We start from the raw sequence: 26,278 nt of genomic DNA, 5'->3' as shown, positions 1-26,278 counted from the left end.
GATATACTCTGATTATGAGTCAAACCTACATTTCGAACAAGGAGGAATCCAAATGAGTGAACTCGGACTCGGAACGATGACGATTTTGAAACATGGGGAGAAAGAGGCAAAGAATATCCTGGAAACGGCCATTCAATCGGGGATTCGCCATATCGATACGGCAGACGTCTATAAACGACAAGCTGTCGAGCGTGTGATTGGGGAAACGTTGGGTCAAGAGCGACAACACTTATTTTTGGCGAGTAAAGGTGGCAACGAATTGACTGAGGAGGGCATGCGTTGGAATCCTGATCCGTCCTATTTAGAGGAAGCATTGCACGGATCGCTCGAGCGATTGAAAACCGATTATCTGGATTTATATTATATACATGGCGGCACGCTCGAGGATGACCTCGAAGCAACGATTGAATGGACACAAAAACAAAAACGAGATGGTCTAATCCGACAAATCGGACTCTCGTCGATTCGTCCGAACGTCATCAACCATTGGGTCAAATCCGGTGCCCTCGATGTTCTCATGACACCGTATTCCCTACTCGACCGCCGGGCAGAGACGCTCAACATTTCAATCCCCATCGTCGGTCGAGGGGTTCTTGCCAAAGGCCTATTAACGGATGAATGGGAGACTCGTCTCGGAGATAAGGGATTTGAGACGTGGCGAAAAGAGGAACTCGCAAGTGAATTGGCGATGATGCCGACACCGATTCAAGCCTATGCACTCGAAGCTGCAAAACGGTTCTGTGACGTCGTCTTACCAGGCGCCTCTTCAGTCAAGCAATTGAACGAAACGATTCGTTCATTTGAGACCAAAACCGATGATGAAGTGCTTGATCGCTTACTCGCTCGTTTACCGGTTCACCCATACACAAAACACGTGACCTGATCCGCTCAGGTCACGTGTTTTTCGTTGCGTGCTTGAATCTGTTCGATCGCCCAATCCGCCCATCCGGCATAGTTCTCCATCATTCGGATCGCATACTCGCTCGTCAGCAAATAGCCAAGTGTATCCTCGTCCGATTGATGTTCTTCTTGAAACATACGAATCTGTTGTGCGACCTGCTCATGGTGTGCCTTTGTCTCTTCGATATATCGGACCGCTTCTTCAACCGGCAACAATTGGAGCAGACTGACACGCAGGAGGTTTTCATCCTTCATTTTCGGTTGGAACGACGTTGGTTGACGTAACCAATTGATTAACTCTTCTCGTCCTCGATCCGTGATGGAGTATATTTTTTTGTCTGGCAACTCTTGTTGAGAGACATGTTCCGCCGAAACGAGTGCCTCTTCTTCCATCTTTAACAGTTCCCGATAAATCTGTGTATGATGGGCGTTCCAAAAATGAATCATCTGCGCCTTGAACGTCGCGTTCAAGGCGTACCCGGTCGCAGGCTGATGGGTCAATAACCCGAGCAATGCGTGACGTAACGCCATATCCATCACCTTTTCCTTCTCATGCTATTTTTATTAGTGTATCACATTCTCAAATGGTTTCGAGAATGCCAATCTGTTGACGACCCGTTAAAAACCCGACAAAATAGATAGAAGAAAGGAGAGTTGTCTATGCAACCGATTCATTCATCACAACAATTTGACGAAGCCACAAAAGATCATGGAATGGTGGTCTTCACTACATCATGGTGCCCGGACTGTAAACGTCTGGACATGTATGTCGATGAGCTTGTCAAAGACTATCCACAATTTAACTGGCACGTCGTCGACCGCGACGAACTCCCAGAGCTATCTGATGCACAAGAAGTTCGCGGCATCCCTTCACTTCTTTACTATAAAGACGGGGTAAAACAAGAACACCTCCACTCGGCGAACGCCAAGACGGAGATGCAAATCCGTTCTTTCCTCGATACGATCCAAGCATGACCTGATTCCTGCAGCCCATTCGACTGCAGGATTTTTTTGTACACACCTCTGTCATCCTCGATTATACTGTAAGAAATAACCAAATGAGAAAGGGAAACAATCATGACGTTTACACGCCTTTTCACTCCACTCTGTTTTACCATGTTGATGTTGGTCGGCTGCATACAACCATCCACGTCACCATCCATGCCGTCTGATGACGAGACGGCTATTATAAAAAGTGCTGTTACCTATCTACAAAATAAGAATTGGCTACCAACCGATGAAAACGGGAAACAGGCTACGATTCAATCCATTACAGTCGATGATCGTTATGACTTAGTCGATGATCGGTTTGAAGGAACACGTGCCTGGCTCGTCACGTTCCCCCCTGATCCACAGCGTACGGTCGAGATTCCACAAGTACTCGTTGAATCGGAATCGAACGACGTGATTGGTCATCTTTTAAGCGAATAACGTGAACCTCCGACTACTTGTAATGCCGAACATACCGCGAGTCAATCCACCGCTTCATATAATATGGAGTCCGACCATGCCATGTAAACTTTCCATATGTTAGCAAGGCGCGCCCTGGTGTCGTCAGTAATATATTCATCGATTGACGTCTCCGAAATGGTCGACTTGTTTCCTCTAGTAACCGTTTGCCGACATAGCGCCCTGACCTAACAGCATCGACGCCTCCATTTAAGGAGGATGCCATATCTCCTGTTACATATATATTTGTAAAATGATGATGACGTAAATATTTGTCTACCTCTATAAAACTCTCAGGTTTTGCAAGCCCTGATTCAGTCCACCATTCCACGGGAACAACCCCCGTCGCATCCAATAAAAGCCCTTCCGATGTGTCTGCATGAAACGCCTGTTTGACGACCATGACCCCTGTTCTGACCAACAATCGCTCGATGTGCTTTCTAGTATGGACCGAGACGTCTGGTAATATCTCTTTTGCATACAGTGTCACATCTTTTGTGCGAGCACACGTGAACGCCAATTCTACGCCGGCCTTCCCGCCTCCGACGATGGTCACTTGTGAACTCGATTCGATTTGGTCGAGTAAAGCTTGTGACATCGGTTTAAGTGGCGTGCCGATTCCCCGACTTTTCGCACCGGTCGCTAAAACGAGTTGATCGTATTCAAACATTCCGTTTTCTGTTTGAACCGTCTGCTGAATCGGGTCAATCGAGAGCACCCGCTTTGCGACCGGCTCTAGTTGAGGTGATCGGACCGTAGCTGAATCCATGAGCCCGGCAATCACTTGTGGAAACGCACCTGTATAAATCGTCTGGCAGTCTCCGATGAAGCGAACATCATAATGTTTGCATATCTCCTCAATACGATCGAGAATTTCTAGCTGTCCGTGTCCAAGTCCGGCCAACACCAACTTCGGTTTCATCGCAAAATCCTCCGCGCCTCAATGAATCGTTGTGTGATTGTCATGACTTCAAGCAATAAAAAGATAAGAGCAATCCCGCCGACCCAGTTCGGGAAGAGAATCATCAACGTGAACAAAATGAAGCACTCTGTTCGCTCGATAATTCCTGGCTGATAGTAAAACGTCTTCTCTGAGCGCTTTGAACTACTCGCACCGACAGCTAGGAACAGTGTCATGGCGATCACAAATGAAGCAATCAGAATGAGAAAAATAGGCATATATTCCGGGTAACGAAGGGCAAGGGCAATCACGACCGACAATTCGACGAATCGGTCCAAGACGAGGTCAAGCACCGTTCCAAACCCACTCGTTTTCGACTTTCGAGCCATCGTCCCATCTAAAACATCAAACAAGCCAGATAGCCACAGTAAGATGACGGCAGTCCAGTGCATATCATTATAGATAAAGATTCCGGTCGAGATTCCGATGATTCCTCCAAGTACTGTCACTTCGTTCGGCGTGAAATTCCATTTGAGCAACCGATTCGCTCCACGCTCGATGACCGGTTGAACGTAACGACTTCCGTATGTATCGAGCATACTATTCCTCCTTTCGTTTAATTCGATAAATCATTCCAGTTTGGTACGTTTCACACGTCGGTAACATGACGGATCGTCCATCCTTGAACTGATATTCCCCGAAACATTGACCGAATCGATAAATTTTCTTCATCAACTGAACCGACACACCAGTCGCTTCGGATACCTCCACTTCAGACAACGGTCGCAGTTCTCCATCGAGCATGACAAAGTCACCGAATCCAGGGGCCGTATCGTATAACTCCGCAACCGTCCCCGTACGTGTCACCTTGCCTTCATCAATCAGCGTCACCTGGTCTGCCATGAGCATCGCTTCTTCCCGATCATGAGTGACCAATACCGCCGTCAAGTTGAGTTCTTTCACTAAGTCCCGGATAAAACGCTGCAAGTCGAGCTTGAGTTTGGGATCAAGGTTTGTAAAGGGTTCATCTAATAACAGTAGTTCTGGTTCAGCAGCTAAAGCTCGGGCAAGACTGACCCGTTGTTGTTCGCCACCAGACAGTTCGTGTATCTCGGCATCATATCGGTCACCGAGTTGAACGACTCGTAGCCAATGTTCGGCTTGCTTACGAGAACGCTCTCGAGTCACGAGCGTGACATTCTCTCCGACTGTCAAATGTGGGAACAATAAAGCCGTTTGCGATAGCATCGTCACGCGCCGTTTATGCGCAGGGATAGGGATTAAAGAACGGTGATTCCATTTCACGTCGCCGCTGTCAGTCGACTCAAGACCTGCGATGATTCGTAGAATCGTCGATTTCCCTGAACCACTCACACCGACGATTGCGTGAATGTCGTGAGGTTTAACCTCGAAGTCGACACCATTTAGTATTTGTTTCGTTCCAAATTGTTTATATAGATTTTGTACATTCAAACTCATTGAAGACGTCCTTTCAGCATACGCACCATATACCGATCCCATCCTGAGAGCAGGAAATAGAGGAGAACGGGGAATAGGATGAGCATCCATGTGTTCGAGAGAGCTAGACCACGATTGTTTCCCGCATAAGATTGATACAATTCTGTCGTCACGGTCGGAATCAATCCCGCACCAATCAACTGGATCAGCGCAAATTGACTGAGCAAAATGACGGTCGTGAACAACGCGATGGTCCGCATCAATCTAGAAAAGAGCGGATACAGCACGTACATGACTCGCCGTCTCGATGGCAGAATCCGAGCTTGTTCCAAAAGTGGTCGACCGATGACCGCCATTCCGTTGTAGGCGAGGCGGATTGAATAGGGAATCGTCACGACGAGCAGAGCAAGGGTGACGCCGACATACGTCCCAATCAGACCGGCTTCCGCCAAGATCAGATAGAGGCCAAACAATGTGGCCAGCATCGGAATGAACAATGGTAAAAAGACGAGCCATTCGATGACATGTTTCCATCTAGAATCTGTCCACAATAGCCACCAGGCACACATCATCGAGAGCCACACATTGATCCCAGATAAAATCACAATCAATCCTATCGTATGAACGATTGCCATGTTGTTCTCGATTTCAAATGACGGGACTACGAAAAAGAGGCTGATAAACGGTATGAACGTCAAACAGATGAGAAGCCCTTGTCGAATCATCGTCTCACCCCACGTTCAATTCGTCGTCGTATGGATGCGGTCAATACGTAAGATAGGAATACGCCGATTCCGACAAGACATGTCCAGACGAGGGCGACCGCATAAGGCTCTGTCGCCTCTAAATAGAGTCCAGTCGACAGTCGTTCATACGCGAGGACACCGATGAGTTTCGGGTAAGTCACGCCGAGCAATGCCGGGATCTCGTATGCGAACGAGATAAAGGCGATTAAAATCCATGCCGAATCGAGTAATGGTTTCATCAGAAACGGCAACTCCCCATGTTTGAATTGGTCAAACGGAGAGAGTTGGAGCGTCTTCGCCATCTCGACGTAACCCCGATTCAATTGCTCATATGTCCCGAGCATCATTAAAAAGACGAACGGTGTCTCCTTCCATATATAGGTCAGGATGACCGTGACATAGTTTCGTTCGTTCGCCTCAATCCATCCGATGCCGTTCATTCCGGTGAACAATAACCAAAACAGGTATGCAGCGGCAATGTGAGGGACAAACATCGGAAGTCGGAGTACAGATGATAGGAAACGCCAACCTTTTTGGACGACCGTTCTTGCAAGCCACGTCCCGATTACAAGCGATAGACCGGTCGATACGCTGACGACATAAATCGTCGTGACGAAACTATCGCGCCACGTCTCATTTGTTAAAAGCGAGCCCCAATCCATTCCCATTGACTCTATGGCGAGAAAGACGAGAGCAGTGAGAGGAAGAAGCGACACCATGATCGTCACTGCGACACTACTTCGCAACACGTGGCCACTCCTCGCGGACGGTGTCAATCACGTTCGGTCCATAATCCGGAATCGAACGTTCGAGCAACTGCTCCGAGTCTGGGTACGTGACACCCTCCCCTAATTCTTCAAACGCTCGTTGGTCATTCACATCAAGCTTCGTTAAGTCGAGTGATGTGCCGTCTCCCCAATATTCTGGTCCTTGTTTGACAAGCTGTGCTTCAGGAGACAACAGTTCTTGAAGAAGGACTAACGCCCCATCTGGATTCGGGGCATTGAATGGGACTGCTAAAAAGTGTGTCGAGGCAATGGAGTGATCGAGGACGAGCGCGCGTGTCTCTCTCGGGAAAATCCCTTCCGTCACCTCCGCCTCGGCTCGACGTTCGTTGAATCCCATCGTCATCCAAACTTCTCCCGATGCATAGAGCTGATCGAGTTGTTCGAGCGTCTTTGGATACGTTTGTCCGTCTTTCCACAAATTCGGAGACCACGCTTTCAAGTCATCCCAGAACGAATCCTCAATGGTCGCTTTTTGGTCCAACTCGTCACCGTATCGTTCATACAATAGATGGCGGACGAAGGCATTCCCGGTGAAATCTGTGACTTCAGGATACGTGAATCGACCTGGATTGTCTTCAGTCCAGCGACGTAATTCTTCAAACGATTGCGGAGGATTGTCCACTTTCGAAGCATCGTAATGCATGATGAATTGTACATTCCCCCATGCGAGCTCCAAGTCCTCTGTCGGGGTGCCGGCATCTGATTGCTGGGCCGTTTCGTTTAATAACTCGGCGTTCGGGACACGTTCCATCAGTCCGTCTCGAAGAAGACCAGCCTCTTTCGCATTTCGGAAATTATCGCCATTGATCCAGACGGCATCAATCGTCCCGACTTGTCTGTCCGCTTTTTTATCGAGTGATAATTGTCGAATGAATTCTGCCGTATCCATTGCGACACGGTTCAATTCGACATTGTAAGATTCCTCGAGGCGAGGTGCCACGTAGTCATCGATGTAGCTGTTGATGCCCTCGTCCCCACCCCACATATATAGGTTGACGGTCGACCCTTCTGCCGTCGTCGCTGCTTTTTTATACTAGTCCGAAAACTCAACTGCCTGTTCACTCCCACACGCTGCCACGAATGTTAGCATGACAGTTGCGAGCAGTACTCTCCATTTCCTCATCATAATCCCCCTTTTTTTTTTTTTTCAAATCCCCGTTTTGCGAGCATTTCGAACATGGTTGGACAGATTGCATACACATTCGCCCCTACGTTCATCCACCACGGCGCATTGATTTCACGTTTTCGCTTACGACTTCCTCTGACAATCGCATCAGCCAATTGTTTCGGGTCAAGCATGATCCTTTGAACACTTTCAGCATATGTACCACTTTTATCAGCTCGATTAAAGAACGGCGTTGCAATCGGTCCTGGATTGACCGTCATGACGTGAATGCCACGGGGCTTCAACTCTAGCCTGAGCGCGTTCGAAAACTGTAAAAGTGCCGCCTTTGACCCTGCGTAGACGGCTGACTTAGGTGTCGGTACTTTCGCAGCCTGTGAACAGATGTTGACAATGATACCCTCTCGCTCCATCACGCGGGCGACATCTCGCGATAACAGCATCGGTGCGAGAGCGTTCACACGCATCGTTTCTTCTATCACATCCGTCGACTGATCGGTCACAAAATCAAATTCGGCCATGCCTGCATTGTTGACCCATACGTCAAATTTCCCGAACCGTTCGCTCACATCATGAACGAGAGCGGTTGACTTTGCGACATCCGCGCACATCCAATCCCCTTCACATGTTGCGGCAATCTTTTTTAACCGTTCTTCATTTCTTCCAATCAACAATACGTTGTATCCATATTCATAAAAAGAATGCGCCAATGCGGCACCGAGCCCGCTTGACGCACCAGTAATGACTACTCTTTTCACGACATCACTTCTTTCTTCGTATAAATCCATTTTTGATCTTTTCGACGCCTCTCGATGTCGCCACGTTCCTCGAGTAAACTGAGTCGTGCAAACACTTCACTGAAGACGAGCGGCATCCCACGTCGCATCTTTCGTCCATATAACTTCATTGACCAATCAAAAACGCTAAGTCCATCTTCCCATTCGGCAAGCAATTGTTCACTGCGCTCATACCGTTGGCGAATTCGACTCTCGATTAAATCATTCGGATGGTGAATCGGTTCACCGTGTCCACTGACGACGAGCTTTAAATCAATCCCACGTAATTTTTTAAGCGAATCGATATAGAGAATGACGGGGGATGCAAATCCTTCGTCATCATACGGCTGTTCGATGAGCGGATTTGGTTCGACCTTGTCGATGAGATGATCTCCGGCAATCAAGACTCCTCCGGGACCAATCAACCCGAGCTGGTCACTGGCGTGTCCAGGTAAATGGATTGTCTGCCACGCCCCATCCGAGGTCAATGCTTGCCCGTCCCCGAACGTCATCGTGACAGTCGTCGGACCAATCCAGCGAAGCGCTTCGCGATAGTCTGGTAATTTTTCCACGAGGGGAGCCGGGGCCCCGAAAGAGATGGCCAATTCATGTAAAAAGTGATTGCCACGCTTCAAAAAGTTTGGGGTTTGCTCTAAGTATCGAACGAGCTTTTCATGCCCGTACACGGGGATGGATGCGTCGCGAAGACGCCATGCTTGTCCGGCATGATCAGCATGATGATGTGTCAAAAATAAAAAGTCGATATCCGCCAACGAGAGTTCAAGCTCTTCAAGTTGACGGTTCAACGAGGTCCACGCCTCTTCTGTGTCTGGTCCACAATCGACCATGAAGAAGCGGTTCATATGTTCAACGATATATACGTTCACGTTCCCGACTTCGAACGGTGTCGGGATATCGAGTCTTGCCAGTTGGCTAGAAATCCAGTCCGCCATGTCATCACCACCCCTTCTTCCTGTCTTTCTCCATTATACCCGTCTGAAAGATGCGTTTAAAAACAAACAAAAAAGAGGGAGATGTCTCTCCCTCATGAATGATTCATATTATAGGTTGATGACCGTCACTTTATCACGTGTCATCGTCTCAAGGCTACGTCCGATTCCTTGAACGCCGAGTCCCGATTGCTTGACACCGATGAATGGGAAGTGGTCTGGACCGCGTTCTGTCCGTCCGTTCACTTGGACCGTACCGACTTCTAACTTATCAGCGACCGTGAAGGCGCTATTGACGTTTTGTGTGAAGACGCTCGCCTGAAGACCAAACTCCGATTCATTCGTGAGTGCGATCATCTCGTCGAGTGATTTCACACGGATGACCGGGAGGACTGGTCCGAACGGTTCTTCCCATGCGACACGCATATCTGTCGTCACATGATCAAGCAATGTCGGGTGAAGCAAGTTCCCTTCACGCTTATTACCGTAAACGACCGTTGCCTTTTTATTGACGGCGTCGTCAATCAAACCCTGTACATAATCCGTCGTCTTCGCATCAACTAAAGGAACGATGAAGCTGTTCTCTTCCGGTGAACCGACTGAAAGTTTTGCGACACGTTCTCTCAACATATCGACGAGCTCATCCGCTTGATTTTCAAGGACGAAGACGCGCTTGATTGCTGTACAACGTTGACCTGAATATGAGAACGCTCCGCTGACAATTTGGTCAGCTGCTAACGTCAAGTCTGCATCCTCTAAAACGAGGGCTGGGTCTTTCCCGCCGAGTTCGAGTACGACCGGTACCATCGACGCTTGTTGTGACAAATGTTGACCCGTACCCGTTCCACCTGTGAACGTGATCATGTCAATCCCTGGGTGTGATGTCAAGTAGTCACCGATGACCGAACCGCGACCTGTCACGAGGTTCAACAGACCTTTTGGAAGACCGGCATCGTGAAGAGCCTCGACCATCTTGATCCCACTGATTGCACCTTGCGTCGCTGGTTTGAAGACTACCGCATTTCCTGTGACGAGCGCCGGCGCAATCTTAGCAGCTGCCAAGTTTACCGGGTAGTTGAACGGTGAAATCGCGAGGATGACACCGAGCGCTTCTTTCTTGATAATGGCCATCTTGTTTTTTGAGCCACCTGGGAATGAATCGCCTTGCATGAAGCCGCCATTGAAGCGAATTCCTTCTTCTGCCGTATAACGAATGATTTCCGCCGTCCGTACGACTTCCTTCTTCGCGTCGTTCAAGTTTTTCCCGACTTCTCGCATGATGATTTGACCAATCTCATCCACGCGTTCTTCGAGTTTTTCTGCCCATGCATACAATAATTCAGCGCGCTTGTTGACCGGAAGCGCCGCCCATTCTTGTTGTGCACGTTTTGCGCCATGGATGGCTTCATCGACTTCATCGCGTGACATCGCTTGAACGCGACCTACGACTTCGTCTTTATATGGTGAAACGAGTTCAATCGTTTCGTTGCTTGAAGATTCCTGCCATTGACCATTCAATAAATATGGATATGTGTTCATACTCATCATCTCTATCTGCCTCCTGAGTAAGCTGTAATATCTCGTTGCCAACCCCATTGTATGCAGATTTTTTTGCATTGGACAACTATAACGATTCAGTTTATGAGATGTAAACGGTTACTATGAAACTTTTTGTGAATTCTGATGAGAGTTGACACTATTTTTACTGTAGATTTATCGATTGGATACCGATAGTAAAGATGAGAGTACGTGAAATAGGAGGGACTACCATTGAGCACTGATCATAATATTTTACTTGAAGCAGGAACGAACGAACTTGAAATCGTCATTTTCCAAGCTGGACCGTTCTTGTTCGGCATCAATGTCATGAAAGTACGTGAAATTATCACGATGCTTCCATTGACGCCACTCCCAGGTACGCCTGAAGCCATCATGGGATTAATCGAGCTGCGCGGTGAAGTCATGACCGTCATCGACCTTCCGATGGTCATCAGCCATCCGCGTGAAGTCGGAAGTGATGATCGTTTGATTGTCTGTGAGTTCAACGGTGAGAAGTCGGTTCTTCGTGTCGACCAGGTAACCGAGATCAAACGCATCTCTTGGGAACAAATTGATACCCCGTCCGATCTCGCACGTGGTGTTCAAGGCATTACAAACGGTGTCGTCAAAACAGGTGACCAGATGATCATCTTGCTCGATTATGAGCGAATCGCGCTCGAGTTGTCACGTAAGGACATCATGGCTCGCGAATCTGTGAAGCGACTCGGCGCTCGTGAGCGCTCGAACAAAAACATTTGGCTAGCTGAAGATTCAGAAATGCTCCGCACATTGATTCTCGACACGTTGGATGACGCGGGGTACTTCAATACGACTGTCTTCAATAACGGGAAAGAGGCACTCGATGCGTTTGAACAAGAAGGTGCCGAGTGTGACCTCCTCATCACCGACATTGAGATGCCACAGATGGATGGACTTCATTTGACGAAGCGTCTTCGTGAGATGGACCAATACGCAACACTTCCAATCATCATCTTCTCGTCACTCATTTCAGATGACTTGAAACATAAAGGGGAAGCCGTCGGTGCGAACGCTCAAATCACGAAACCAGAAATCGGAATGTTGATTGCGACGCTCGATGAATTTGTAGGATAATAAAAAAGTTTGCGACTTCTCCGTCGCAAACTTTTTTATGTGAATTGTTCAAAATGCGTATTCCATTCGGTTAAAAATCGCTTACTATGCGATTCGATGGTTGCCAATGTTTCGGTCGCTCCATCTAGATGTGCATTTTCTCCAGCCACTTCAAGGTCGTGGAAAAGAAGCGCCGTCTGTTCTAGACCAACTGAATAGGAGGCCCCTTTCAATAAATGGGCGAGTTGCTCGACGCGAGAATAATCTTTCGACTCGACTGCCGATTGAAGTTCAGGATACTTCGCCTCGAACTGCTGGATATATGTGGTTGCAATTTTATTTAAGAACTCAATGTTTCCGTTTGCGATTTGGTGAAGCTCTGCTAGTTTTTCTTCATTGAACAGAGCGTCTTCGGGCATTCTAGTCAATATAACCCCTCCTCAATAAACGATATTCCAATCGTTCCCTCTCACTGTAACACGTTTTCGAAAGAAAACAAAAAAACTCCTGCTTTGGATTGCACTCTTCATTTTGGCTACCTATAATAAGATTGAGTTAAGGTAGGAGGAAGATGCATGCTGACGATTTACCGTACTGACGCATCAGGCCATGTGGATGAAATCGAAGACTTTGATAAAGGAAGCTGGATCCAACTCGTGAACCCGACAAAAGATGAGGCCGATCAAGTCATCGAGGCGTCCGGCATTCCAGAAGACTTTGTATATGACCCACTTGATATCGAAGAGAAAACACGTTTTGAAAAAGATGATGAAGGACTTCTCATGATCATCGACGTTCCGTATGTGGAGGAAGATGATACAGGTCGCACGTATAATACGATCCCGCTCGGTATCATCGTGACCGGACGACATTTCATTACCGTCTGCTCGCGAGATCTCGACGTGTTGAATTTGTTCGCTAACGGGAAGGCAAGACTGTTCCGAACAAACTATCGTAGTCGCTTCGTCTTTCAGATTTTACATCGTGTGAGCATGACGTATTTGCGCTTCTTGCGTCAAATCGACCGAAGAATGGACGAACTCGAGCAAGAGTTGCAGCGTTCCATGCGAAACCAAGAGATTTTCCAGTTGATGAACCTTCAAAAATCTCTCGTCTACTTCATGACTTCGTTAAAAGCGAATGATAGCGTCTTGGACCGAATCGTCAAGACACCGAGTTTGGAGAAGCATGAAGAGGACGAAGAACTACTCGAAGACGTTTTTGTCGAACACCGACAAGCGATGGAAATGGCATCGATTTATAACGACATCATCAGCATCAAGATGGAAGCATTCGGATCCATCATTTCGAACAATGTTAACTTCGTCATGAAATTCTTGGCATCCATCACGATTGTCCTCAGCATCCCGACAATGATATCTGGAATTTTTGGGATGAACGTTCAAGTTCCATGGGAAGGACAACCGTTCGGATTCATCATGGCCATCACGATGATGATTGGATTTTCCGGTCTCGCCTTCTATATCCTTTGGCGAAAGCGATATTTCTAGCAAAAAAGAGCCTGACGCACATTGCGTCAGGCTCTTTTCATGTGATTTTGACCGTGACGAGACATAGGTCGTCTTCAATTTCAATCTTTGGCACAAGCTGTTCAGCGACGTGACGACTATAGTCAAGACCATATGTGGAAACGTCCTTTTCTAGCCATCGAATCCCATCATCGATATCTTTGCTGTAACACTCCATGAGTCCATCCGTATACATATGAAGCGTCATATTCGGTGTGATGTCAATCTCTTTGGATTCATAATTCGGTTCCTCGAACATACCGACTGGTACCCCTGTCGTCTCAAGACGACAGTTTCCTTCTTCTGACGTCACGATGACAGGCGGATGACCCGCATTCACATATTCGATTCGACGTTTTGTCGTGTCGATGTAGCAATAGACCGCCGTGAAGTAGCTGTGCATATCGTCACCCGAGAAGAGGAACGTCATCTGACGGTTCAACTCCGTCATGACGTCTACCGGATATTGCACGTTCCCGACAAGCCCCGGTAGGATTGAACGGATTCCCATCGTGATGAGCGCCGATGAGACCCCATGTCCCATGACATCAAAGATGATGACCCCGTATCGGTCCGGTGCGACCTGAAACCACGCGTACATGTCTCCGGCTAGTTTTTTAGAAGGCAGATAGAGCGCACGAACATCAATCTCTTCATTACTGATTGGTGGCGTAAGCGCACTCTGTTGAATCTTTTGGGCAAGGTCCAAATCATACTGAAGACGGGCCTCATAAATTTTCCGTTCATCAACAGCCGCCTTATAACGGAGGGCAGAACGGATTCGTGCGAGTAATTCTGTTATTTTGATTGGTTTGGTCGTGTAATCTGACGCCTCCGCATCGAGTCCCTCGGCAATCTGCTTCTCTTCCGTTCGTCCGGAAACCATGATGACCGGCAACTCTTCAAAGTCAGCCATCTGCCGAATCCGTTTGCACGTCTCGATTCCTGAAATTCCAGGCATTTCGACATCCAACAGGACGAGATCATACAGCGATGCGGCTTGTGGGGCCATCAGTAAATCGAGCGCTTCTTCCCCACTCGAGACCGATACCGTCTCATAGTCGTGCTGGTGAAGCAGTTGCTCAAGTACGAGCGTATTGACCGGTTCATCATCCACAATCAAAATCGCCATGACTATCCCTTCCTTCTCTACGTAGTAATCTATATCGTATTGTACCATATCTTTTCACTCGCACACGACATAACCGTCTATTCATTCTAGTTGAAGAACCTGTCCACTGTTTGGCATACTGAAGAGAGAAAGTGAGGGGTTCATATGGCCTGGATATTCGCCGTAAGCGGTTTAATTATTTTACTCGTCCTCATCGCATCCATCGTCGTCATCCAAAAAGGATACGCCTATAAAGACAATAAAGACGACATCGTGCTCGACTATGACGAAATCAATCGTCGCATTGAAGATGACAAGAAGAGAGAAAAGACTGACCAGACAGAAGGGCCGCTCTAATGCGCGACCCTTTTTTTTTTTTATTCAAATCTAAGTATACCTTTTTCTAAATACAATGAGGCATTGAATGTCTTGTCTCCCTTTTTGAACGTATTGACGTTCGACTGCCCGCCATTGATCATTTGCTTCAACTCATCTTTGACGAGTCCGACGCCAAGCACTTGTTTGGAGACGGTGAAGCGACATCCTTCCCGATAACCGCTGCACCCGATGAACTTTGGATGTTCGACAAGCCCTTTCCCACAATTCGGACAGACACCAAATGATGCCTTCGGTCGAGTCTTTCCTTTCTTGCCATAACGTTTCGCCTCAATCGTATAGCCCTTTGGATTAGCCGCCTCTACTCGCGATTTCGCTTCTTCGACCAAATGAACGGACATCTTCTTCGCTTGTTCAATGAATTCGGCAGCGGATGCCGATGCTTGACCGATCTCATGGAGTCGCTTCTCCCATTTCGCCGTCATTGCGGGTGATGCCAAAATACTATCTCCGAGGACATCAATCAACAGGCGACCCTTGTCTGTTGGAACAAGCTCTTTTTTTTGAAGTTGGACATAGCCTCGCTTCTTCAATCCATCGATGATGTTGGCACGTGTAGCCTCAGTCCCAAGACCCTCTACTTCTTTCATGATATGAATCAGCTCTTCGTCATCGAGTTGTTTCCCGGCGACTTTCATCGCCATAATGAGCGCGCCCTCCGTATATCGCTTCGGTGGCTCTGTCTGTTTCGACAACACTTCAACTTTCTTCTCTTTTAATTCTTCACCGACCATCATCGCAGGAAGCTCGACATCTTTTGATTTCATCTCAACGACTTGTCGATAGCCAGGACTCACAACGACGGTTCCTTTTGCTCGATACAAGTCGCTTCCATCAATCAAATCAACCGTTGTCTTCTCGAGCATCGCTGCGGGTGCAAAGGCCGCAAGGAAGCGTCGATTGATCAAATCATACAGTTTCGCATCATCCCCACCGAGTCGAGTGATGTCACCACATGCCTCCGTCGGGATGATTGCGTAGTGGTCACTGACTTTCTTGGCATTGACATAGCGTCGATTTTTTGACGGGTCCTCAGTCAAAAGGTCACGAAGTCCGGCATAGGCTTCGGACTTTAGCAGTCTTGCCTTTGTCTGTGGAAATAGCGTTGCCTCATCTGGTGTGACAAATCCCGAATCGGTCCGAGGGTAACTAATCCACCCTTTCGTATATAATTTTTGAGCGATATCAAGTGTCTTTTTCGCTCCGAATCCGAAGCGTTTCCCTGCCTCCGCTTGTAATCCGGATAGACTGAACCAAAATGGCGGTTGCTCAATTTTTTCTTCTTTGTCGATTGTCTTCACAATCGCAGTTCCAGATGCGCGTTTGACGACCGCATCAGCTTCCTCACGCGTTTTGAGCTTTGTTGTCTTTCCAAACGTGTACTTCGCTTTGAACGTGCCTCGACCTTTTGCAAGTGTCGCCTCGACTTCGAAGTATGGTTCTGGCACGAATTGTTTGATTTCTCGTTCGCGATTGACGATTAAGGCAAGAGTCGGGGTTTGCACACGACCGAGCGAGAATACGTCTTCAATCCCAATCGTCTTCAACAACGTCGTATAGGCACGAGACGCATTCATCCCAACGAGCCAGTCCGCACAGGCGCGGCTCATCGCCTCATGGTAGTATGGAATCGTCTGTTCACCTGGCAACAGTTGCGAGAATCCACGATCGACTGCTTGCTCCGTCAAACTCGAGATCCATAGTCGAGCAAGCGGTTTTTTGTTACCTGCGAGTCGGAGGATCAGACGAACGATTGCTTCCCCTTCCCTTTCGGCATCCGATGCGATGATGACATCAGTAATCGAGCGATCATGGAGCCATTTTTTGATGGCATAGAACGGTTTCGATTTCCCTTTTGAAATACGATAATCAAATCGTTCTGGGACAATCGGAAGTGAATCGTACTTCCACGACTTCCATTCCGGTCGATAGTGCGACGGTTCTTGAAGTTCACAAAGGTGACCGACCGCCCATACAACAATCGCCCCTTCCGGGAAACGGGGACAAGGTGAGATTTCAATCTCGTCTTTTCGCTTTTTTGATGGGTAGGGAGCAGCCAACTTTTGAGCTTGTGATGGCTTTTCCGCAATGATTAGTCTCATAAGAACTCCTTACTTTGCCTCCTACATAATGGCAAGACGTACATGATTAGCTAGCTTCTCCTATGTATTTTACTATATCAAGTCAAAGATGGACACATCGAGAGGGGAGCATTTGTTTGCTATTTTTGAATCGTGTATTGCCTCGTGGCTGTTTTCCGATATTATTAACAGAGAAGTACAACTGTGAAGGAGTGTCGCCATGTCTTATCTCATCTTGTTCGCTGCTGTCTTTTTCTTATCGACGAGTGTCCTCTTCGTCAAATGGACGTCGGCACCTGCCGAGACTGCCGCATTTTACCGTATGCTGTTCACGTGTCTCATGTTGTTACCGTTTGTCGATTTCAAATCACTCATCACCACGCGCCTCATGACTCGCTACGCTCTACTCCTTAGCGGAACGTTACTGGCGTTTCACTTTTGGCTTTGGTTTTTGTCACTCGATTACACGACGGTTGCCAGCTCCACACTATTTGTCACGTCGAGTCCAATTTTTGTGTTGATCGGGAATGCACTCATCTTTAAAAAGAATCCGACTCGAAAAGGACTTGCCTTCGCGCTCGTCGCTGTCCTTGGGGGCATGCTCGTTGCTGCGGGGGACATTCAACTCGGCCGTGAAGCCCTCTTCGGAGACCTACTCGCCTTGATTGCCGCCCTATTGATTGCAGGGTATTGGCTCGTTGGACAGCATGTACGAGCTTCGATGAACACGAATACATATTCTTTTAGCGTATATCTCGTTGCGACGGTCGTGCTTTGCTTCATGTTGCTCGTTCGCGGCACGACATTCACTGCCTTTGAATCCATCAACTGGTGGTACTTCCTCGCGCTCGCTTTCTTCCCGACAATCCTCGGGCACAACCTGTTCAACTATGCGCTTGCCCGTGTCAGTGCGACCGTTGTCAGTATCACGATTCTTGGAGAGGCGTTGTGGGGAATGCTGTTTGGATACGCCTTCTTCGGAGAGCGACTTGGACCGTTCCAATGGATCGGAGCCGTCGTCCTCCTCAGTGGGATATACTTGTTCCTAAAAGAAGACGCCCGCTCGACACGAGCGGACGTTTGATTATAAGTTTGTCGCTTTTGGATTTACATCATGTGCTTCTTTATCTTCTTCTGAAGGACGGAACAATAATTTACGGTCCCAGAATGCCAAAGCAACAGCCGTCAAAAATGTCATCGCATCAGCGATTGGGAATGCCAACCATACGCCGAACACTCCGAGGAACGACGGGAGAATAAAGACGAGCGGAATCGTGTAGAGCGTCTGACGTGAAAGGGACAAGAACATAGCGACGCGTGCTTTCCCGAGGGACTGATAGATTCCATTGACGAGCATCTGAACACTCGGAAGGAAGGAAACGGCGAACAAAATGTGAATCGCCGTCACACCGCCAGCAATGAGCGCCTCATCCGTCGAGAACCAGCCCATGAGTGTTTGCGGGAATAGCTGCAGAATCAACCAAATGATGACAGCAATCGCAATCCCGGCCCGCATCGCCGTCCAAATGGTTTCACGCATTCGGTCGAATCGCTCTGCACCGTAGTTATATCCAACGATTGGTTGCATCCCTTGGACGATTCCCATGATTGGCATACCAACGAGCGCCATGAACTTGTTGATAATGGCGAAAATGGCCAATTCTTCGGTCCCACCGTACGTACCGAGCATCACGTTGACACCAACGAATAAAATGGATTGGGACACCATCATGATGAACGAAGACGAACCGATTGCCATGATTTCTTTTATCTCATCGAATCGAATCCGGAACTGACTCCACTTGAAGCGCAGTTCCGTTTTTGGTTTTCGGGCGAAGAAGAAGCGCAGCATCAATACGGAACCGATGACTTGGGCGAGTGCCGTCGAAGTCGCTGCCCCGTACATGCCCCAGTCGAACGTGAAAATGAAGAGCGGGGTCGTCACGAGGTTGACGAGAACGGTCGTCAGCATGACCTTCATTTGATAAGGTGCCTGTCCTTCAGCACGAACCATCGCACTCGAAGCGAGTGTGAACATGAAGAATGGTGAACTGATCAAGACAACTGATAAGTACTGTCGGCTGAGATCCATGATTTCGGTCGTCGCACCGAACACTTTCAAAATTTCATCTAACATAAAGAAAGCAGAACTGACCGCAAGTGCCGCAAACAGACCGACGAGGACAAGTACGTTCAAGAATGTAACGGCTGCACCGGCATCGTCACCGCGTCCAAGCTTCCTCGAACTGATAGACGCCCCACCTAGACCAACGGCACTCGACACGGCCATTAAAATCATCTGAATCGGAAACGCAATCCCGATGGCAGCGACTGCCGATGCACCGATCCCTCGGGCGACAAAAATCGTATCAATGATATTGTAGAGCGCCGTCACGAGCATCCCAATCATCGCCGGAAGCGATAACTTGAAGAGGAGTCTGCCGATGGGCTCAGTCCGTAATTGCTCCGTATTTTGGTTCATTCTTCCATCCCTCCGTCTCTACTTCTTAGGGTAGCAGGATTGAACGGAACGGGCGACTATGTTGGCTCGGTGGATGTGTCAAACGAGCGAACGAGCACGCACACCTTTTCGCTTACGCATAATGTAATCGGTTGCGACCGGCCGATCCACTTTTACACGAATTGTCATCATCGCTTGGTTAGCAGACTCGAGGAGGTGACCGTCCACATCCTCCATCGTATCAATGACTTGTGAAAAACGAACAAATCCGGGTCCGAAAAATTCAACTTCTTCACCGATTGAAAAGTGATTCCGCTGTTCGAGCGTTGCCATACCCGTCACAGGGTCGTATGAGATGACACGAGCCGCAAACGCAAATTGCGGAATCGAACGAGGTTTCCCGAACAATTGCTCTTTTTCAGTCGGGATCCCGTAATAGAACCCGGTCGCGAGTTCACGTTGGGCCGCTTTCCAAATTTCTTCTTCCCATGCAGGGTCGAAGACGAAATGCTCTGGATCTTCACAGTACGCATCAATCACTTGACGATAGACGTTACACACCGTCGCGACGTAATGAATCGATTTCATTCGTCCCTCTATCTTCAAACTATCGACTCCTGCCTCCACCAAGTCAGGAATGTGGTGGACCATCGATAAATCAACTGAACTCATCGAGAACGGCTCTTCGTCACGCGCTTCCATCTCTTCTGTTAGAAGATCACCTTCTTCAAAGAAACCATATTTCCAGCGGCATGATTGGGCACATCCCCCACGGTTGGCATCTCGTAATGTCATGTGATTTGATAACGTGCATCGACCGGAATACGAGATACACATCGCCCCATGGACGAACGTCTCAATTTCGACATCGACTTCCTGTTTCATTTTAATGATTTCATCCATCGATACCTCACGAGCCAAGACGATTCGTTCGAGTCCTTCTTCCTTCCAGAAACGAAGGGTCTCGTAGTTTGTCGCCGAAGCTTGGGTCGACAAATGGACGGGCAACCCTTCTGCTTCCGTAAGACAAGTTTCAATCATCGCTGGATCCGAGACGATGACTGCATCGATTCCGATATCTCGAAGTGTTCGGAAGAAGTCACCTGCCCCCTCGATATCGCCTTCATGCGTCACCATGTTCGCAGCGACGTATACTTTCGCGCCGTACGCATGTGCGAAGGCTACCCCTTCACGCATCTCGTCATAACTGAAATTACCGGCACGTGAACGTAACCCGAACTGCTGTCCGCCGATATAGACCGCATCGGCACCATAATGGATGGCCATCTTTAATTTCTCTAAGTTTCCTGCTGGCGCTAATAATTCTGGACTTCGTTTCATCTTGATCCCTCACTTAATCTCTTCTGGTTTTCGTAACCACAGTCCCGTACCGAGACGGAACGTTTCCGGTTGAAGCTCGTGAAGACGATGTTCCATCTCTACACGATCAAATCGACCGTTCAACAAATTCGTCCGGGCATAAGTAAACAACTGAACGATTTCAACAAACTGGTCCCCGGCGTGCCATCCGTCTAGCTTCCACGTGTGAAGTCCATTTTTGACTAACGTCGGAAGCTGACCCATGAGCGTCAAATCCTCAGAGAAAATATGGGTGCCGTTCTCGTCCTCATAGATGGGATAACGACTGGTCGTATCTGCCGGTTCGCTCATATAAAATTCGCGTTGTTTTGCTTCTTCAACCGGTCTTCCGAGTTCATTAAAGTAATTCGTCACGAGTGGGCGTTTAGAGTGATGGATGCATGTCGGACCATATACTTGCACTTCAACAGGAAGTCCGATTTGCTGCTGGATCAAGACGAGTTCTTCGATTGTCACTTCGCGGGCGACGACCGCTCCAATCGCTTCGCGTTTCCCCCAAAATTGGATCTGTTTGGCGGATGTGACGAGCGTTTGGGCATCATACCAATACGGAATCTTTGCCTGTCGAATCAAGCGAATGGCGCCGGGGTCTCCAGCGGTGACATCATCGACTCCTATCGTTTTCAGCGTTTGCAAATAATCTTTTAACTCTTCAATGTGGTCATTGTGCATCAGGTTGTTGACGGCTACCGTCACTTCTTTCCCATACCGATGGGCAAGTTGTGTGACTTCTCTCACAGCATCGATTGTCCAGTCACCTTTTTGTCTCAACCCAAACCTTGAATTTCCGATATATAGTCGGTCCGCGCCGGCTTTGATTAACGCTTCTGCCTGATCAACGCTTTGCGCCGTAGTGACGAGCTGAATCATCATATTTGTTCTACTCCCTACTTTGTGAGTCTAATCACATTTTCTTGCTATACTTTAGCATATGTTTCAATGTGCGAACGGAGCAGGATTTTAACAACTCGTGAAGAATTCAGTAACAATGTATGACTTTTCATCAAAGGAGTGGATCATGTTGTCAAAGACAGCTTTAATCACCGGCGCCTCGATGGGCATCGGTCTAGACTTGGCCGTACTCGCCGCTCGCGACGGCTACGACTGTATTTTAGTATCTCGGAACGAACCACGATTGCATGAACTAAAAAAAGTACTTGAGACACGTTATCGCATCAACGTACATGTCTTTGCTCTAGATTTGGCAAAACATGGCGCAGCAGTCCGATTGACGGCGATGATTGCCGAAGCTGGCCTCACTGTCGACTTTTTAATTAACAATGCCGGGTTTGGCACGTCCGGCGCGTTCGCCGACCTTGATGCTGAGACGGAAGCCGACGAGGTCCGATTGAACGTCAATACGTTGACCGAATTGACGAAAGCCTATTTGCCTGGCATGCTCGAACGTGACCACGGATATGTGTTGAACGTTGCATCTGTCGCTGCCTTCCAACCTGGTCCATATATGGCCGTCTATTACGCGACGAAAGCCTATGTCCTCTCATTCACTGAAGCGATTCATGCCGAGGTGAAAGGTAGTGGCGTGCATGTGAGTGTGTTATGCCCTGGCCCGACGGATACGAACTTCTTTAATCGTGCCGGGAGTGAATTGTCATTCTCGAAAATGCCATCTCATCTCGTCGCCTTCTTCGGATACAAAGGGGTGATGAATAACAAGCGTGTGGTCATCCCTGGACTCTCTAATCAGTTATTGGTCGGGGTCGCCAAATTGATGCCACGAGCTCTCAGTCTCGAAGTATTAAGTCGCGTCCAAAAAACGGCTGATGGAACACCTGCTGAATCGACCACATGAAAAAGGAGCGACCGCATCGGGTCGCTCCTTTTATGGTTCAGAGTGTAAGCGAGAGACGTTCACAAGCCGGTGTAGAAATACACCTGCCGGAATCATAGTCATCAGCGCTGTAGCGATGACGACTCCCCACGCCATGACGGCATCGAGCGTCAGGTCTCCTGACGTGAGCTGGTCCATGATGCTCAGTTGTTCCACGGAAAGCACAATCATGAGTGCTGGCCACACGCTCGCCGCAAGGATGCTGATCATGGCTAAACGGGCTCTCGTGTAACGTTTTGCCAATAGAATCAGGTTTAATAAGATAAACAATAGTCCTACGAGTAGAAACATGCCGACTTCTGTGAGATTGATATACGCACCCATCCGTCGTTCACCTCACTCAAAATGATATGACTATTGTATATTTACCCGAGTTGACGAAGGAATATGCGCTCGAACAAGGGACGGATTAAAAAGAGGAAAACGACGTTCGATAGCCCATGTGCCAAGTCAAACGGGACGCTGAGTAGAAGTAGCTTCCAAAAATCAGCTCCAATCACTTCGAAGAACGCTAGATTGGTCGTCCATCCATATATAAATCCGGACAAAAAACAAAAAAAAAGAAAAAGGATGTTCGACTTCATCCATAACGGTCTAAAACTGCTGACGAGCGTTACGATAAGGAGCCAGCCTAAAAATTGATAGAAGACGAACGGTCCGATCCCGAGCAACAGACCTGACAAGATGGGTACGAAAAGCGCAAGGACCGCCGCAGCATTCAATCCAATACATAGTGCCGTCAGCATCAAAATGGCTGTCGTCGGTTGTACGTTCGGAATCGTCATGAAAAGCCAGCGACCGATGACTGCGAGTGCCAAAAGCTGCACGAGCGGTTGAACCGGGAGATCAGATTTCTCAAATCGATACAGCACCAGGATGGCAATCAGAATAGCGAGGACGTATGTGACCATAGCGTACTCCGTTCTTGAAAGAGTGACCGTTCTCCTTGAAAGACCACGCGACCACTCGCAAGGTAAATCACGTCCGACGCTTGGTCGACTAACGCCAAATCATGTGTCGCACAAAGCACGCGTGCTGATTCGGACTTTTTCAAGAGCGCTTCAAGGAACGCCGTACGTTCCCCATTCGTTAAATCCACCGTCGGTTCATCGAGCAAAAGGACGCTTGCCGAGTCGTTCAGGACGGCTTGTAGTTGAGCGATCCTCCGGTTCGATTCTTTCGGAAACGGACCGTATTCCGTTTCGGCAGGAAGATAAGCAGCTCGCTCCCCCCGCTTCACCCGTCCACGAAGAGGGCGTCTGCTCCTTGCTAAAAGTTCGAGCAACGTCGATTTTCCACTTCCGTTCGTCCCAATACAGACTGTGAGGCCAGGTTCATTCATTTGGACCGTCACTTCTTCAATGGCATAAGTCGCCTGAAGCGGATGACGATAGGATACATCGGTCGCTTCAATTCTTGGTATCGTCTCCGATTGTCGGAAAGTGATTTTCATGTCTTCAGACGATTCTTGCGCCCGTTCCGTATAACCAATCCGAACACCGAGACCGGAAGTACGACGAAGTAGCATCTCTAGATGTTCTCTACGGAATTGATCGAGGTGGCGGAACGGTTCGATAAGTACAATTGCTTCGGGCTGATCTAATAGAGCATAAGCGACTTGTACAATCTGTTGCTCACCGCTTGAACAGGCGTCAAACGCTTTTGGATACAGGGCATCGATTTGTAAGAGTGAGGCGAGTTCCGCCCCCCGAAGCGAATCAACACGGGATAATAAATGACCAACTTTTCCTGAGAATGGTTGATTCATTCTGATGACTCGAGGACGATACCGCTCGATATATGCCTCGAGCGACCCGTCAACGGTAGAAAGCCATTGCATCACGAACACCTCCTTTTGTGACGTATGGATAGATGAGCCATGGGATGATGGTCCACTCGAGTGATACGTAGCCAATCAAGCCAATCATAAAGAGTTGGAGAACATCCTCAAATCGGAATCGACGCATCGGCTCGACCGCAAATCGTGGCTCATGCCTTTGGCTATTAATGCCAATCTCGATTGCTTCTTGCCACGCTTTTTTGGGGTGACTTCTGAGCGACTGACGTACCGCTCGTTCCATCGAAGGAATAAGTGCCCACGCCCCGTACAAGAGGGAAGTTGAACGGGGCCATTTATAGAGAAGTGGGAGCAATCGTTCCAATCGAACAATCCGAGAAATCCACAGCATGCCAAGTAAGAAAGTAGCCAACTTCAATAGCTGACGCCATATGTAAGTGAGCGATAACTCCCATCCAAACAATGCAGGGAAGACCGAGACGAGAGCAAACGCAATCAATACGATGAGCATCGTCCATGGAAACCGACGTTCAAGCATGAGCAAAAGAACAAGGCCGATGACAAATACTGTGACATCATGGATATACGTCAGAATGAATAGATGACTAAATAGAAAGAAAAGGAGCGTGACAGGATGTCGCCGCTCCCAATCTGCCTCATTCGAAGAAAGCAATCGCATCTTCTTCAAACCGCCACTGAATGACATCCGTCGATTCTACTTCTTTAGCACCGGCCCCTTCATCTCCGGGCGCGCCATTAAAAGCAAATACCCAGCCTGACGATTGTCCTTCTGATTTTTCTTCGATGCCTTCGATTGCCGTCACGTACGACATGTCTCCGCTTCCTGTCACTTCTAGATCAAGCCCTGTCGCTTTTAATGCGTCGAGCACGGTCGCATCCTCTTCAAGACAAACACTCTTCTCTTGATAGAGCGTCTCCTCCGTCGCCGCATTGTATACGGAAATGGTTGGAGTTACATCGCAGGTCTCTTGTTGTGTTTCTTCTCCGCCACATCCGACAAGAAGTGCGGTCGCTAATAGGGAAATACTTAAATACGGTTTGATCATTCTGTCAAATCCTCTCGTTGATGTATCGAATAGTTATATAGTATCGCAAAACGTTCGCCTGAACTCCGTCCTTCCCTTGTCAGTCCGACGAGTTGGATGCTGTTTGCGAGGACCGGTTCGCGCTGGAGCCAGAACTTGACCAGTTCATTGTCCCGATTAATCATGAGCATCGATTCGTTTTCGAACGTATACATGTCATACAGTCCATCATAGGAAAGTTGTAACACTGGGGCAGAAACGACGTCAGTATACTCCTCCCACGAAGGACCTCGTAACGTCGACAGCATGTGGTCGAATTCGACTAGCTTTTCAAAGAAGGCCTGTCCAGATTCTTTACGTAATTCATCCACTTGTTCATACGAAAGTTGTCCTGAGCCGTATGTTACACGGATCTGTTGGAACGATTCGGCTCGTTCCACCATGAGTAAGTACTCAATGGATTGAACGTTCCCTTCTCGGTCAATCTGTAGTTTCCCACGATCTAATTTAATCGATTCACTATTGATTCGTTGTAACAACTTTTCAGTCATGTCATCAAACGATTCATCCGTGACCGAAACGGCGCCGATTTGTTGCGATTCGGAACGAAACCCGGATTGATCGAATAACGGGACAAAAAGCAAAAAAAGAAAAAAGAAGAACCCTAACAGTGCCCCATACCATTTATACCGGCTGTTCTGTTTCAGAAAGAACAAAAAAGACAATAGAAAGCCAATCGGAATGTGAAAACCGCCGATGGGGAAAGACACGATTCCAAGCAGTGAATAAAATAAGAACTTTGGAAAAAAGTTCGCTTCCGGCTCTTTTAATTGATTCAATCGAATCCCTAATAGAACGCTGATTACTAAAAAGGCTGCCCATACATAGAGTTGAATGGTCAC

30 protein-coding genes are annotated in these 26,278 nt (G+C 48.1%); 8 read left to right on the top strand and 22 right to left on the bottom strand.

Annotated elements, in window-relative coordinates:
- Positions 1-52 precede the first annotated feature (52 nt).
- Entirely contained in the window at positions 53-883 is an 831-nt protein-coding gene (locus BBB58_RS08540; protein ID WP_074036792.1) for an aldo/keto reductase, read from the top strand.
- 5 nt (positions 884-888) lie between these two features.
- On the opposite strand, the gene BBB58_RS08535 is transcribed toward BBB58_RS08540, so the two are convergent.
- Positions 889-1,437, bottom strand: a complete 549-nt coding sequence (locus BBB58_RS08535; protein WP_084543069.1) for a PadR family transcriptional regulator — start codon at positions 1,435-1,437, stop codon at positions 889-891.
- A gap of 123 nt (positions 1,438-1,560) precedes the next feature.
- On the opposite strand from BBB58_RS08535, the gene BBB58_RS08530 reads away from it, so the two are divergent.
- Complete coding sequence (locus BBB58_RS08530; RefSeq protein WP_012726511.1) at positions 1,561-1,875, top strand: thioredoxin family protein; 315 nt, start codon at positions 1,561-1,563, stop codon at positions 1,873-1,875.
- Positions 1,876-1,977: 102 nt separating this feature from the next.
- A complete protein-coding gene (locus tag BBB58_RS08525; RefSeq protein ID WP_074036791.1) occupies positions 1,978-2,331 on the top strand; it encodes a hypothetical protein in 354 nt (117 codons plus the stop codon).
- Positions 2,332-2,344: 13 nt separating this feature from the next.
- Here the strand turns inward: BBB58_RS08525 and BBB58_RS08520 are convergent, their stop codons facing one another.
- The 9 genes from BBB58_RS08520 to BBB58_RS08480 form a co-directional block, all read right to left on the bottom strand.
- On the bottom strand, positions 2,345-3,271 hold the full coding sequence (locus tag BBB58_RS08520) for an NAD(P)/FAD-dependent oxidoreductase (protein ID WP_074036789.1): 927 nt from the start codon (positions 3,269-3,271) through the stop codon (positions 2,345-2,347).
- The gene (locus BBB58_RS08515; RefSeq protein ID WP_012726514.1) at positions 3,268-3,849 is read right to left on the bottom strand and encodes a CDP-alcohol phosphatidyltransferase family protein; all 582 of its coding nucleotides are present in this window, start codon (positions 3,847-3,849) and stop codon (positions 3,268-3,270) included. Before BBB58_RS08515 ends, BBB58_RS08520 begins: the two co-directional genes overlap by 4 nt.
- Position 3,850: 1 nt before the next feature.
- Positions 3,851-4,729 (bottom strand): ABC transporter ATP-binding protein, encoded by an 879-nt coding sequence (locus BBB58_RS08510; RefSeq protein WP_074036787.1) that lies wholly within the window; start codon positions 4,727-4,729, stop codon positions 3,851-3,853.
- The gene (locus BBB58_RS08505; protein ID WP_074036786.1) at positions 4,726-5,433 is read right to left on the bottom strand and encodes an ABC transporter permease subunit; all 708 of its coding nucleotides are present in this window, start codon (positions 5,431-5,433) and stop codon (positions 4,726-4,728) included. The genes BBB58_RS08510 and BBB58_RS08505 overlap by 4 nt, the downstream gene beginning before the upstream one ends.
- Positions 5,430-6,203 carry an ABC transporter permease gene (locus tag BBB58_RS08500; RefSeq protein ID WP_074036784.1) on the bottom strand — a complete coding sequence of 258 codons (774 nt, stop codon included), beginning with the start codon at positions 6,201-6,203 and terminating at the stop codon, positions 5,430-5,432. Before BBB58_RS08500 ends, BBB58_RS08505 begins: the two co-directional genes overlap by 4 nt.
- Positions 6,190-7,227 (bottom strand): ABC transporter substrate-binding protein, encoded by a 1,038-nt coding sequence (locus BBB58_RS08495; protein ID WP_244150713.1) that lies wholly within the window; start codon positions 7,225-7,227, stop codon positions 6,190-6,192. Before BBB58_RS08495 ends, BBB58_RS08500 begins: the two co-directional genes overlap by 14 nt.
- A gap of 137 nt (positions 7,228-7,364) precedes the next feature.
- Positions 7,365-8,123: an SDR family NAD(P)-dependent oxidoreductase gene (locus BBB58_RS08490; RefSeq protein WP_084543068.1), complete on the bottom strand. Its 759-nt coding sequence runs from the start codon at positions 8,121-8,123 to the stop codon at positions 7,365-7,367.
- The gene (locus BBB58_RS08485; protein ID WP_074036782.1) at positions 8,120-9,094 is read right to left on the bottom strand and encodes an MBL fold metallo-hydrolase; all 975 of its coding nucleotides are present in this window, start codon (positions 9,092-9,094) and stop codon (positions 8,120-8,122) included. The genes BBB58_RS08490 and BBB58_RS08485 overlap by 4 nt, the downstream gene beginning before the upstream one ends.
- 108 nt (positions 9,095-9,202) lie before the next feature.
- Positions 9,203-10,639, bottom strand: coding sequence for an NADP-dependent glyceraldehyde-3-phosphate dehydrogenase (locus tag BBB58_RS08480; RefSeq protein WP_074036780.1), 1,437 nt, complete (start codon positions 10,637-10,639; stop codon positions 9,203-9,205).
- 222 nt (positions 10,640-10,861) lie between these two features.
- On the opposite strand from BBB58_RS08480, the gene BBB58_RS08475 reads away from it, so the two are divergent.
- On the top strand, positions 10,862-11,743 hold the full coding sequence (locus BBB58_RS08475; protein ID WP_074036778.1) for a chemotaxis protein CheV: 882 nt from the start codon (positions 10,862-10,864) through the stop codon (positions 11,741-11,743).
- Between the two features lie 35 nt (positions 11,744-11,778).
- Here the strand turns inward: BBB58_RS08475 and BBB58_RS08470 are convergent, their stop codons facing one another.
- Positions 11,779-12,141, bottom strand: coding sequence for an Hpt domain-containing protein (locus tag BBB58_RS08470; RefSeq protein ID WP_230872919.1), 363 nt, complete (start codon positions 12,139-12,141; stop codon positions 11,779-11,781).
- 156 nt (positions 12,142-12,297) lie between these two features.
- Between BBB58_RS08470 and BBB58_RS08465 the strand changes: the two genes are divergently transcribed.
- Positions 12,298-13,233 carry a magnesium transporter CorA family protein gene (locus BBB58_RS08465; RefSeq protein WP_074036774.1) on the top strand — a complete coding sequence of 312 codons (936 nt, stop codon included), beginning with the start codon at positions 12,298-12,300 and terminating at the stop codon, positions 13,231-13,233.
- A 37-nt stretch (positions 13,234-13,270) separates the two neighbouring features.
- On the opposite strand, the gene BBB58_RS08460 is transcribed toward BBB58_RS08465, so the two are convergent.
- On the bottom strand, positions 13,271-14,383 hold the full coding sequence (locus BBB58_RS08460; protein ID WP_074036772.1) for a PP2C family protein-serine/threonine phosphatase: 1,113 nt from the start codon (positions 14,381-14,383) through the stop codon (positions 13,271-13,273).
- 144 nt (positions 14,384-14,527) lie between these two features.
- On the opposite strand from BBB58_RS08460, the gene ytzI reads away from it, so the two are divergent.
- Positions 14,528-14,719 (top strand): YtzI protein, encoded by a 192-nt coding sequence (gene ytzI / locus BBB58_RS08455; protein WP_074036770.1) that lies wholly within the window; start codon positions 14,528-14,530, stop codon positions 14,717-14,719.
- A gap of 20 nt (positions 14,720-14,739) precedes the next feature.
- On the opposite strand, the gene BBB58_RS08450 is transcribed toward ytzI, so the two are convergent.
- Positions 14,740-16,860 (bottom strand): DNA topoisomerase III, encoded by a 2,121-nt coding sequence (locus tag BBB58_RS08450; protein WP_074036768.1) that lies wholly within the window; start codon positions 16,858-16,860, stop codon positions 14,740-14,742.
- 199 nt (positions 16,861-17,059) lie between these two features.
- Here BBB58_RS08450 and BBB58_RS08445 point away from each other — a divergent pair, with 199 nt between their 5' ends.
- Positions 17,060-17,923, top strand: coding sequence for a DMT family transporter (locus BBB58_RS08445; RefSeq protein ID WP_074036766.1), 864 nt, complete (start codon positions 17,060-17,062; stop codon positions 17,921-17,923).
- Here BBB58_RS08445 and BBB58_RS08440 read toward each other — a convergent pair whose 3' ends face one another.
- The 3 genes from BBB58_RS08440 to BBB58_RS08430 form a co-directional block, all read right to left on the bottom strand.
- On the bottom strand, positions 17,924-19,321 hold the full coding sequence (locus BBB58_RS08440) for an MATE family efflux transporter (RefSeq protein WP_074036764.1): 1,398 nt from the start codon (positions 19,319-19,321) through the stop codon (positions 17,924-17,926).
- Positions 19,322-19,399: 78 nt separating this feature from the next.
- A complete protein-coding gene (locus tag BBB58_RS08435) occupies positions 19,400-20,641 on the bottom strand; it encodes a peptidase U32 family protein (RefSeq protein WP_074036762.1) in 1,242 nt (413 codons plus the stop codon).
- A gap of 9 nt (positions 20,642-20,650) precedes the next feature.
- Positions 20,651-21,547: a peptidase U32 family protein gene (locus BBB58_RS08430; protein ID WP_244150779.1), complete on the bottom strand. Its 897-nt coding sequence runs from the start codon at positions 21,545-21,547 to the stop codon at positions 20,651-20,653.
- A gap of 151 nt (positions 21,548-21,698) precedes the next feature.
- On the opposite strand from BBB58_RS08430, the gene BBB58_RS08425 reads away from it, so the two are divergent.
- Entirely contained in the window at positions 21,699-22,493 is a 795-nt protein-coding gene (locus tag BBB58_RS08425) for an SDR family NAD(P)-dependent oxidoreductase (protein WP_084543066.1), read from the top strand.
- Between the two features lie 30 nt (positions 22,494-22,523).
- Here the strand turns inward: BBB58_RS08425 and BBB58_RS08420 are convergent, their stop codons facing one another.
- From BBB58_RS08420 to BBB58_RS08395, 6 genes are read right to left on the bottom strand one after another with little or no spacing between them, the layout of a single operon-like run.
- On the bottom strand, positions 22,524-22,856 hold the full coding sequence (locus BBB58_RS08420) for a hypothetical protein (protein ID WP_074036758.1): 333 nt from the start codon (positions 22,854-22,856) through the stop codon (positions 22,524-22,526).
- Between the two features lie 41 nt (positions 22,857-22,897).
- Complete coding sequence (locus BBB58_RS08415; RefSeq protein ID WP_074036756.1) at positions 22,898-23,443, bottom strand: hypothetical protein; 546 nt, start codon at positions 23,441-23,443, stop codon at positions 22,898-22,900.
- A complete protein-coding gene (locus tag BBB58_RS08410; protein ID WP_074036754.1) occupies positions 23,416-24,372 on the bottom strand; it encodes an ATP-binding cassette domain-containing protein in 957 nt (318 codons plus the stop codon). The genes BBB58_RS08415 and BBB58_RS08410 overlap by 28 nt, the downstream gene beginning before the upstream one ends.
- Positions 24,350-25,036, bottom strand: a complete 687-nt coding sequence (locus BBB58_RS08405) for a hypothetical protein (RefSeq protein ID WP_230872819.1) — start codon at positions 25,034-25,036, stop codon at positions 24,350-24,352. The genes BBB58_RS08410 and BBB58_RS08405 overlap by 23 nt, the downstream gene beginning before the upstream one ends.
- Positions 24,987-25,397, bottom strand: coding sequence for a DUF4430 domain-containing protein (locus BBB58_RS08400; protein WP_074036750.1), 411 nt, complete (start codon positions 25,395-25,397; stop codon positions 24,987-24,989). The genes BBB58_RS08405 and BBB58_RS08400 overlap by 50 nt, the downstream gene beginning before the upstream one ends.
- Positions 25,394-26,278, bottom strand: a complete 885-nt coding sequence (locus tag BBB58_RS08395; RefSeq protein ID WP_074036748.1) for a hypothetical protein — start codon at positions 26,276-26,278, stop codon at positions 25,394-25,396. The genes BBB58_RS08400 and BBB58_RS08395 overlap by 4 nt, the downstream gene beginning before the upstream one ends.

The sequence above is a fragment of the Exiguobacterium profundum genome (assembly GCF_001909285.1).
Classification (GTDB): domain Bacteria; phylum Bacillota; class Bacilli; order Exiguobacteriales; family Exiguobacteriaceae; genus Exiguobacterium; species Exiguobacterium profundum.
The sequence above is the reverse complement of the archived record's forward strand: the minus strand, read 5'-3'. Positions and strand labels throughout refer to the sequence as shown.

Bases quoted from the DNA above. Each gene is read 5' to 3' on its own strand.
- BBB58_RS08540 (WP_074036792.1), top strand. From the start codon at position 53: ATGAGTGAACTCGGACTCGGAACGATGACGATTTTGAAACATGGGGAG.
- BBB58_RS08535 (WP_084543069.1), bottom strand. From the start codon at position 1,437: ATGGATATGGCGTTACGTCACGCATTGCTCGGGTTATTGACCCATCAG.
- BBB58_RS08530 (WP_012726511.1), top strand. From the start codon at position 1,561: ATGCAACCGATTCATTCATCACAACAATTTGACGAAGCCACAAAAGAT.
- BBB58_RS08525 (WP_074036791.1), top strand. From the start codon at position 1,978: ATGACGTTTACACGCCTTTTCACTCCACTCTGTTTTACCATGTTGATG.
- BBB58_RS08520 (WP_074036789.1), bottom strand. From the start codon at position 3,271: ATGAAACCGAAGTTGGTGTTGGCCGGACTTGGACACGGACAGCTAGAA.
- BBB58_RS08515 (WP_012726514.1), bottom strand. From the start codon at position 3,849: ATGCTCGATACATACGGAAGTCGTTACGTTCAACCGGTCATCGAGCGT.
- BBB58_RS08510 (WP_074036787.1), bottom strand. From the start codon at position 4,729: ATGAGTTTGAATGTACAAAATCTATATAAACAATTTGGAACGAAACAA.
- BBB58_RS08505 (WP_074036786.1), bottom strand. From the start codon at position 5,433: ATGATTCGACAAGGGCTTCTCATCTGTTTGACGTTCATACCGTTTATC.
- BBB58_RS08495 (WP_244150713.1), bottom strand. From the start codon at position 7,227: ATGTGGGGTGGGGACGAGGGCATCAACAGCTACATCGATGACTACGTG.
- BBB58_RS08485 (WP_074036782.1), bottom strand. From the start codon at position 9,094: ATGGCGGACTGGATTTCTAGCCAACTGGCAAGACTCGATATCCCGACA.
- BBB58_RS08480 (WP_074036780.1), bottom strand. From the start codon at position 10,639: ATGATGAGTATGAACACATATCCATATTTATTGAATGGTCAATGGCAG.
- BBB58_RS08470 (WP_230872919.1), bottom strand. From the start codon at position 12,141: ATGCCCGAAGACGCTCTGTTCAATGAAGAAAAACTAGCAGAGCTTCAC.
- BBB58_RS08465 (WP_074036774.1), top strand. From the start codon at position 12,298: ATGCTGACGATTTACCGTACTGACGCATCAGGCCATGTGGATGAAATC.
- BBB58_RS08460 (WP_074036772.1), bottom strand. From the start codon at position 14,383: ATGGCGATTTTGATTGTGGATGATGAACCGGTCAATACGCTCGTACTT.
- ytzI (WP_074036770.1), top strand. From the start codon at position 14,528: ATGGCCTGGATATTCGCCGTAAGCGGTTTAATTATTTTACTCGTCCTC.
- BBB58_RS08450 (WP_074036768.1), bottom strand. From the start codon at position 16,860: ATGAGACTAATCATTGCGGAAAAGCCATCACAAGCTCAAAAGTTGGCT.
- BBB58_RS08445 (WP_074036766.1), top strand. From the start codon at position 17,060: ATGTCTTATCTCATCTTGTTCGCTGCTGTCTTTTTCTTATCGACGAGT.
- BBB58_RS08440 (WP_074036764.1), bottom strand. From the start codon at position 19,321: ATGAACCAAAATACGGAGCAATTACGGACTGAGCCCATCGGCAGACTC.
- BBB58_RS08435 (WP_074036762.1), bottom strand. From the start codon at position 20,641: ATGAAACGAAGTCCAGAATTATTAGCGCCAGCAGGAAACTTAGAGAAA.
- BBB58_RS08425 (WP_084543066.1), top strand. From the start codon at position 21,699: ATGTTGTCAAAGACAGCTTTAATCACCGGCGCCTCGATGGGCATCGGT.
- BBB58_RS08420 (WP_074036758.1), bottom strand. From the start codon at position 22,856: ATGGGTGCGTATATCAATCTCACAGAAGTCGGCATGTTTCTACTCGTA.
- BBB58_RS08415 (WP_074036756.1), bottom strand. From the start codon at position 23,443: ATGGTCACATACGTCCTCGCTATTCTGATTGCCATCCTGGTGCTGTAT.
- BBB58_RS08410 (WP_074036754.1), bottom strand. From the start codon at position 24,372: ATGCAATGGCTTTCTACCGTTGACGGGTCGCTCGAGGCATATATCGAG.
- BBB58_RS08405 (WP_230872819.1), bottom strand. From the start codon at position 25,036: ATGTCATTCAGTGGCGGTTTGAAGAAGATGCGATTGCTTTCTTCGAAT.
- BBB58_RS08400 (WP_074036750.1), bottom strand. From the start codon at position 25,397: ATGATCAAACCGTATTTAAGTATTTCCCTATTAGCGACCGCACTTCTT.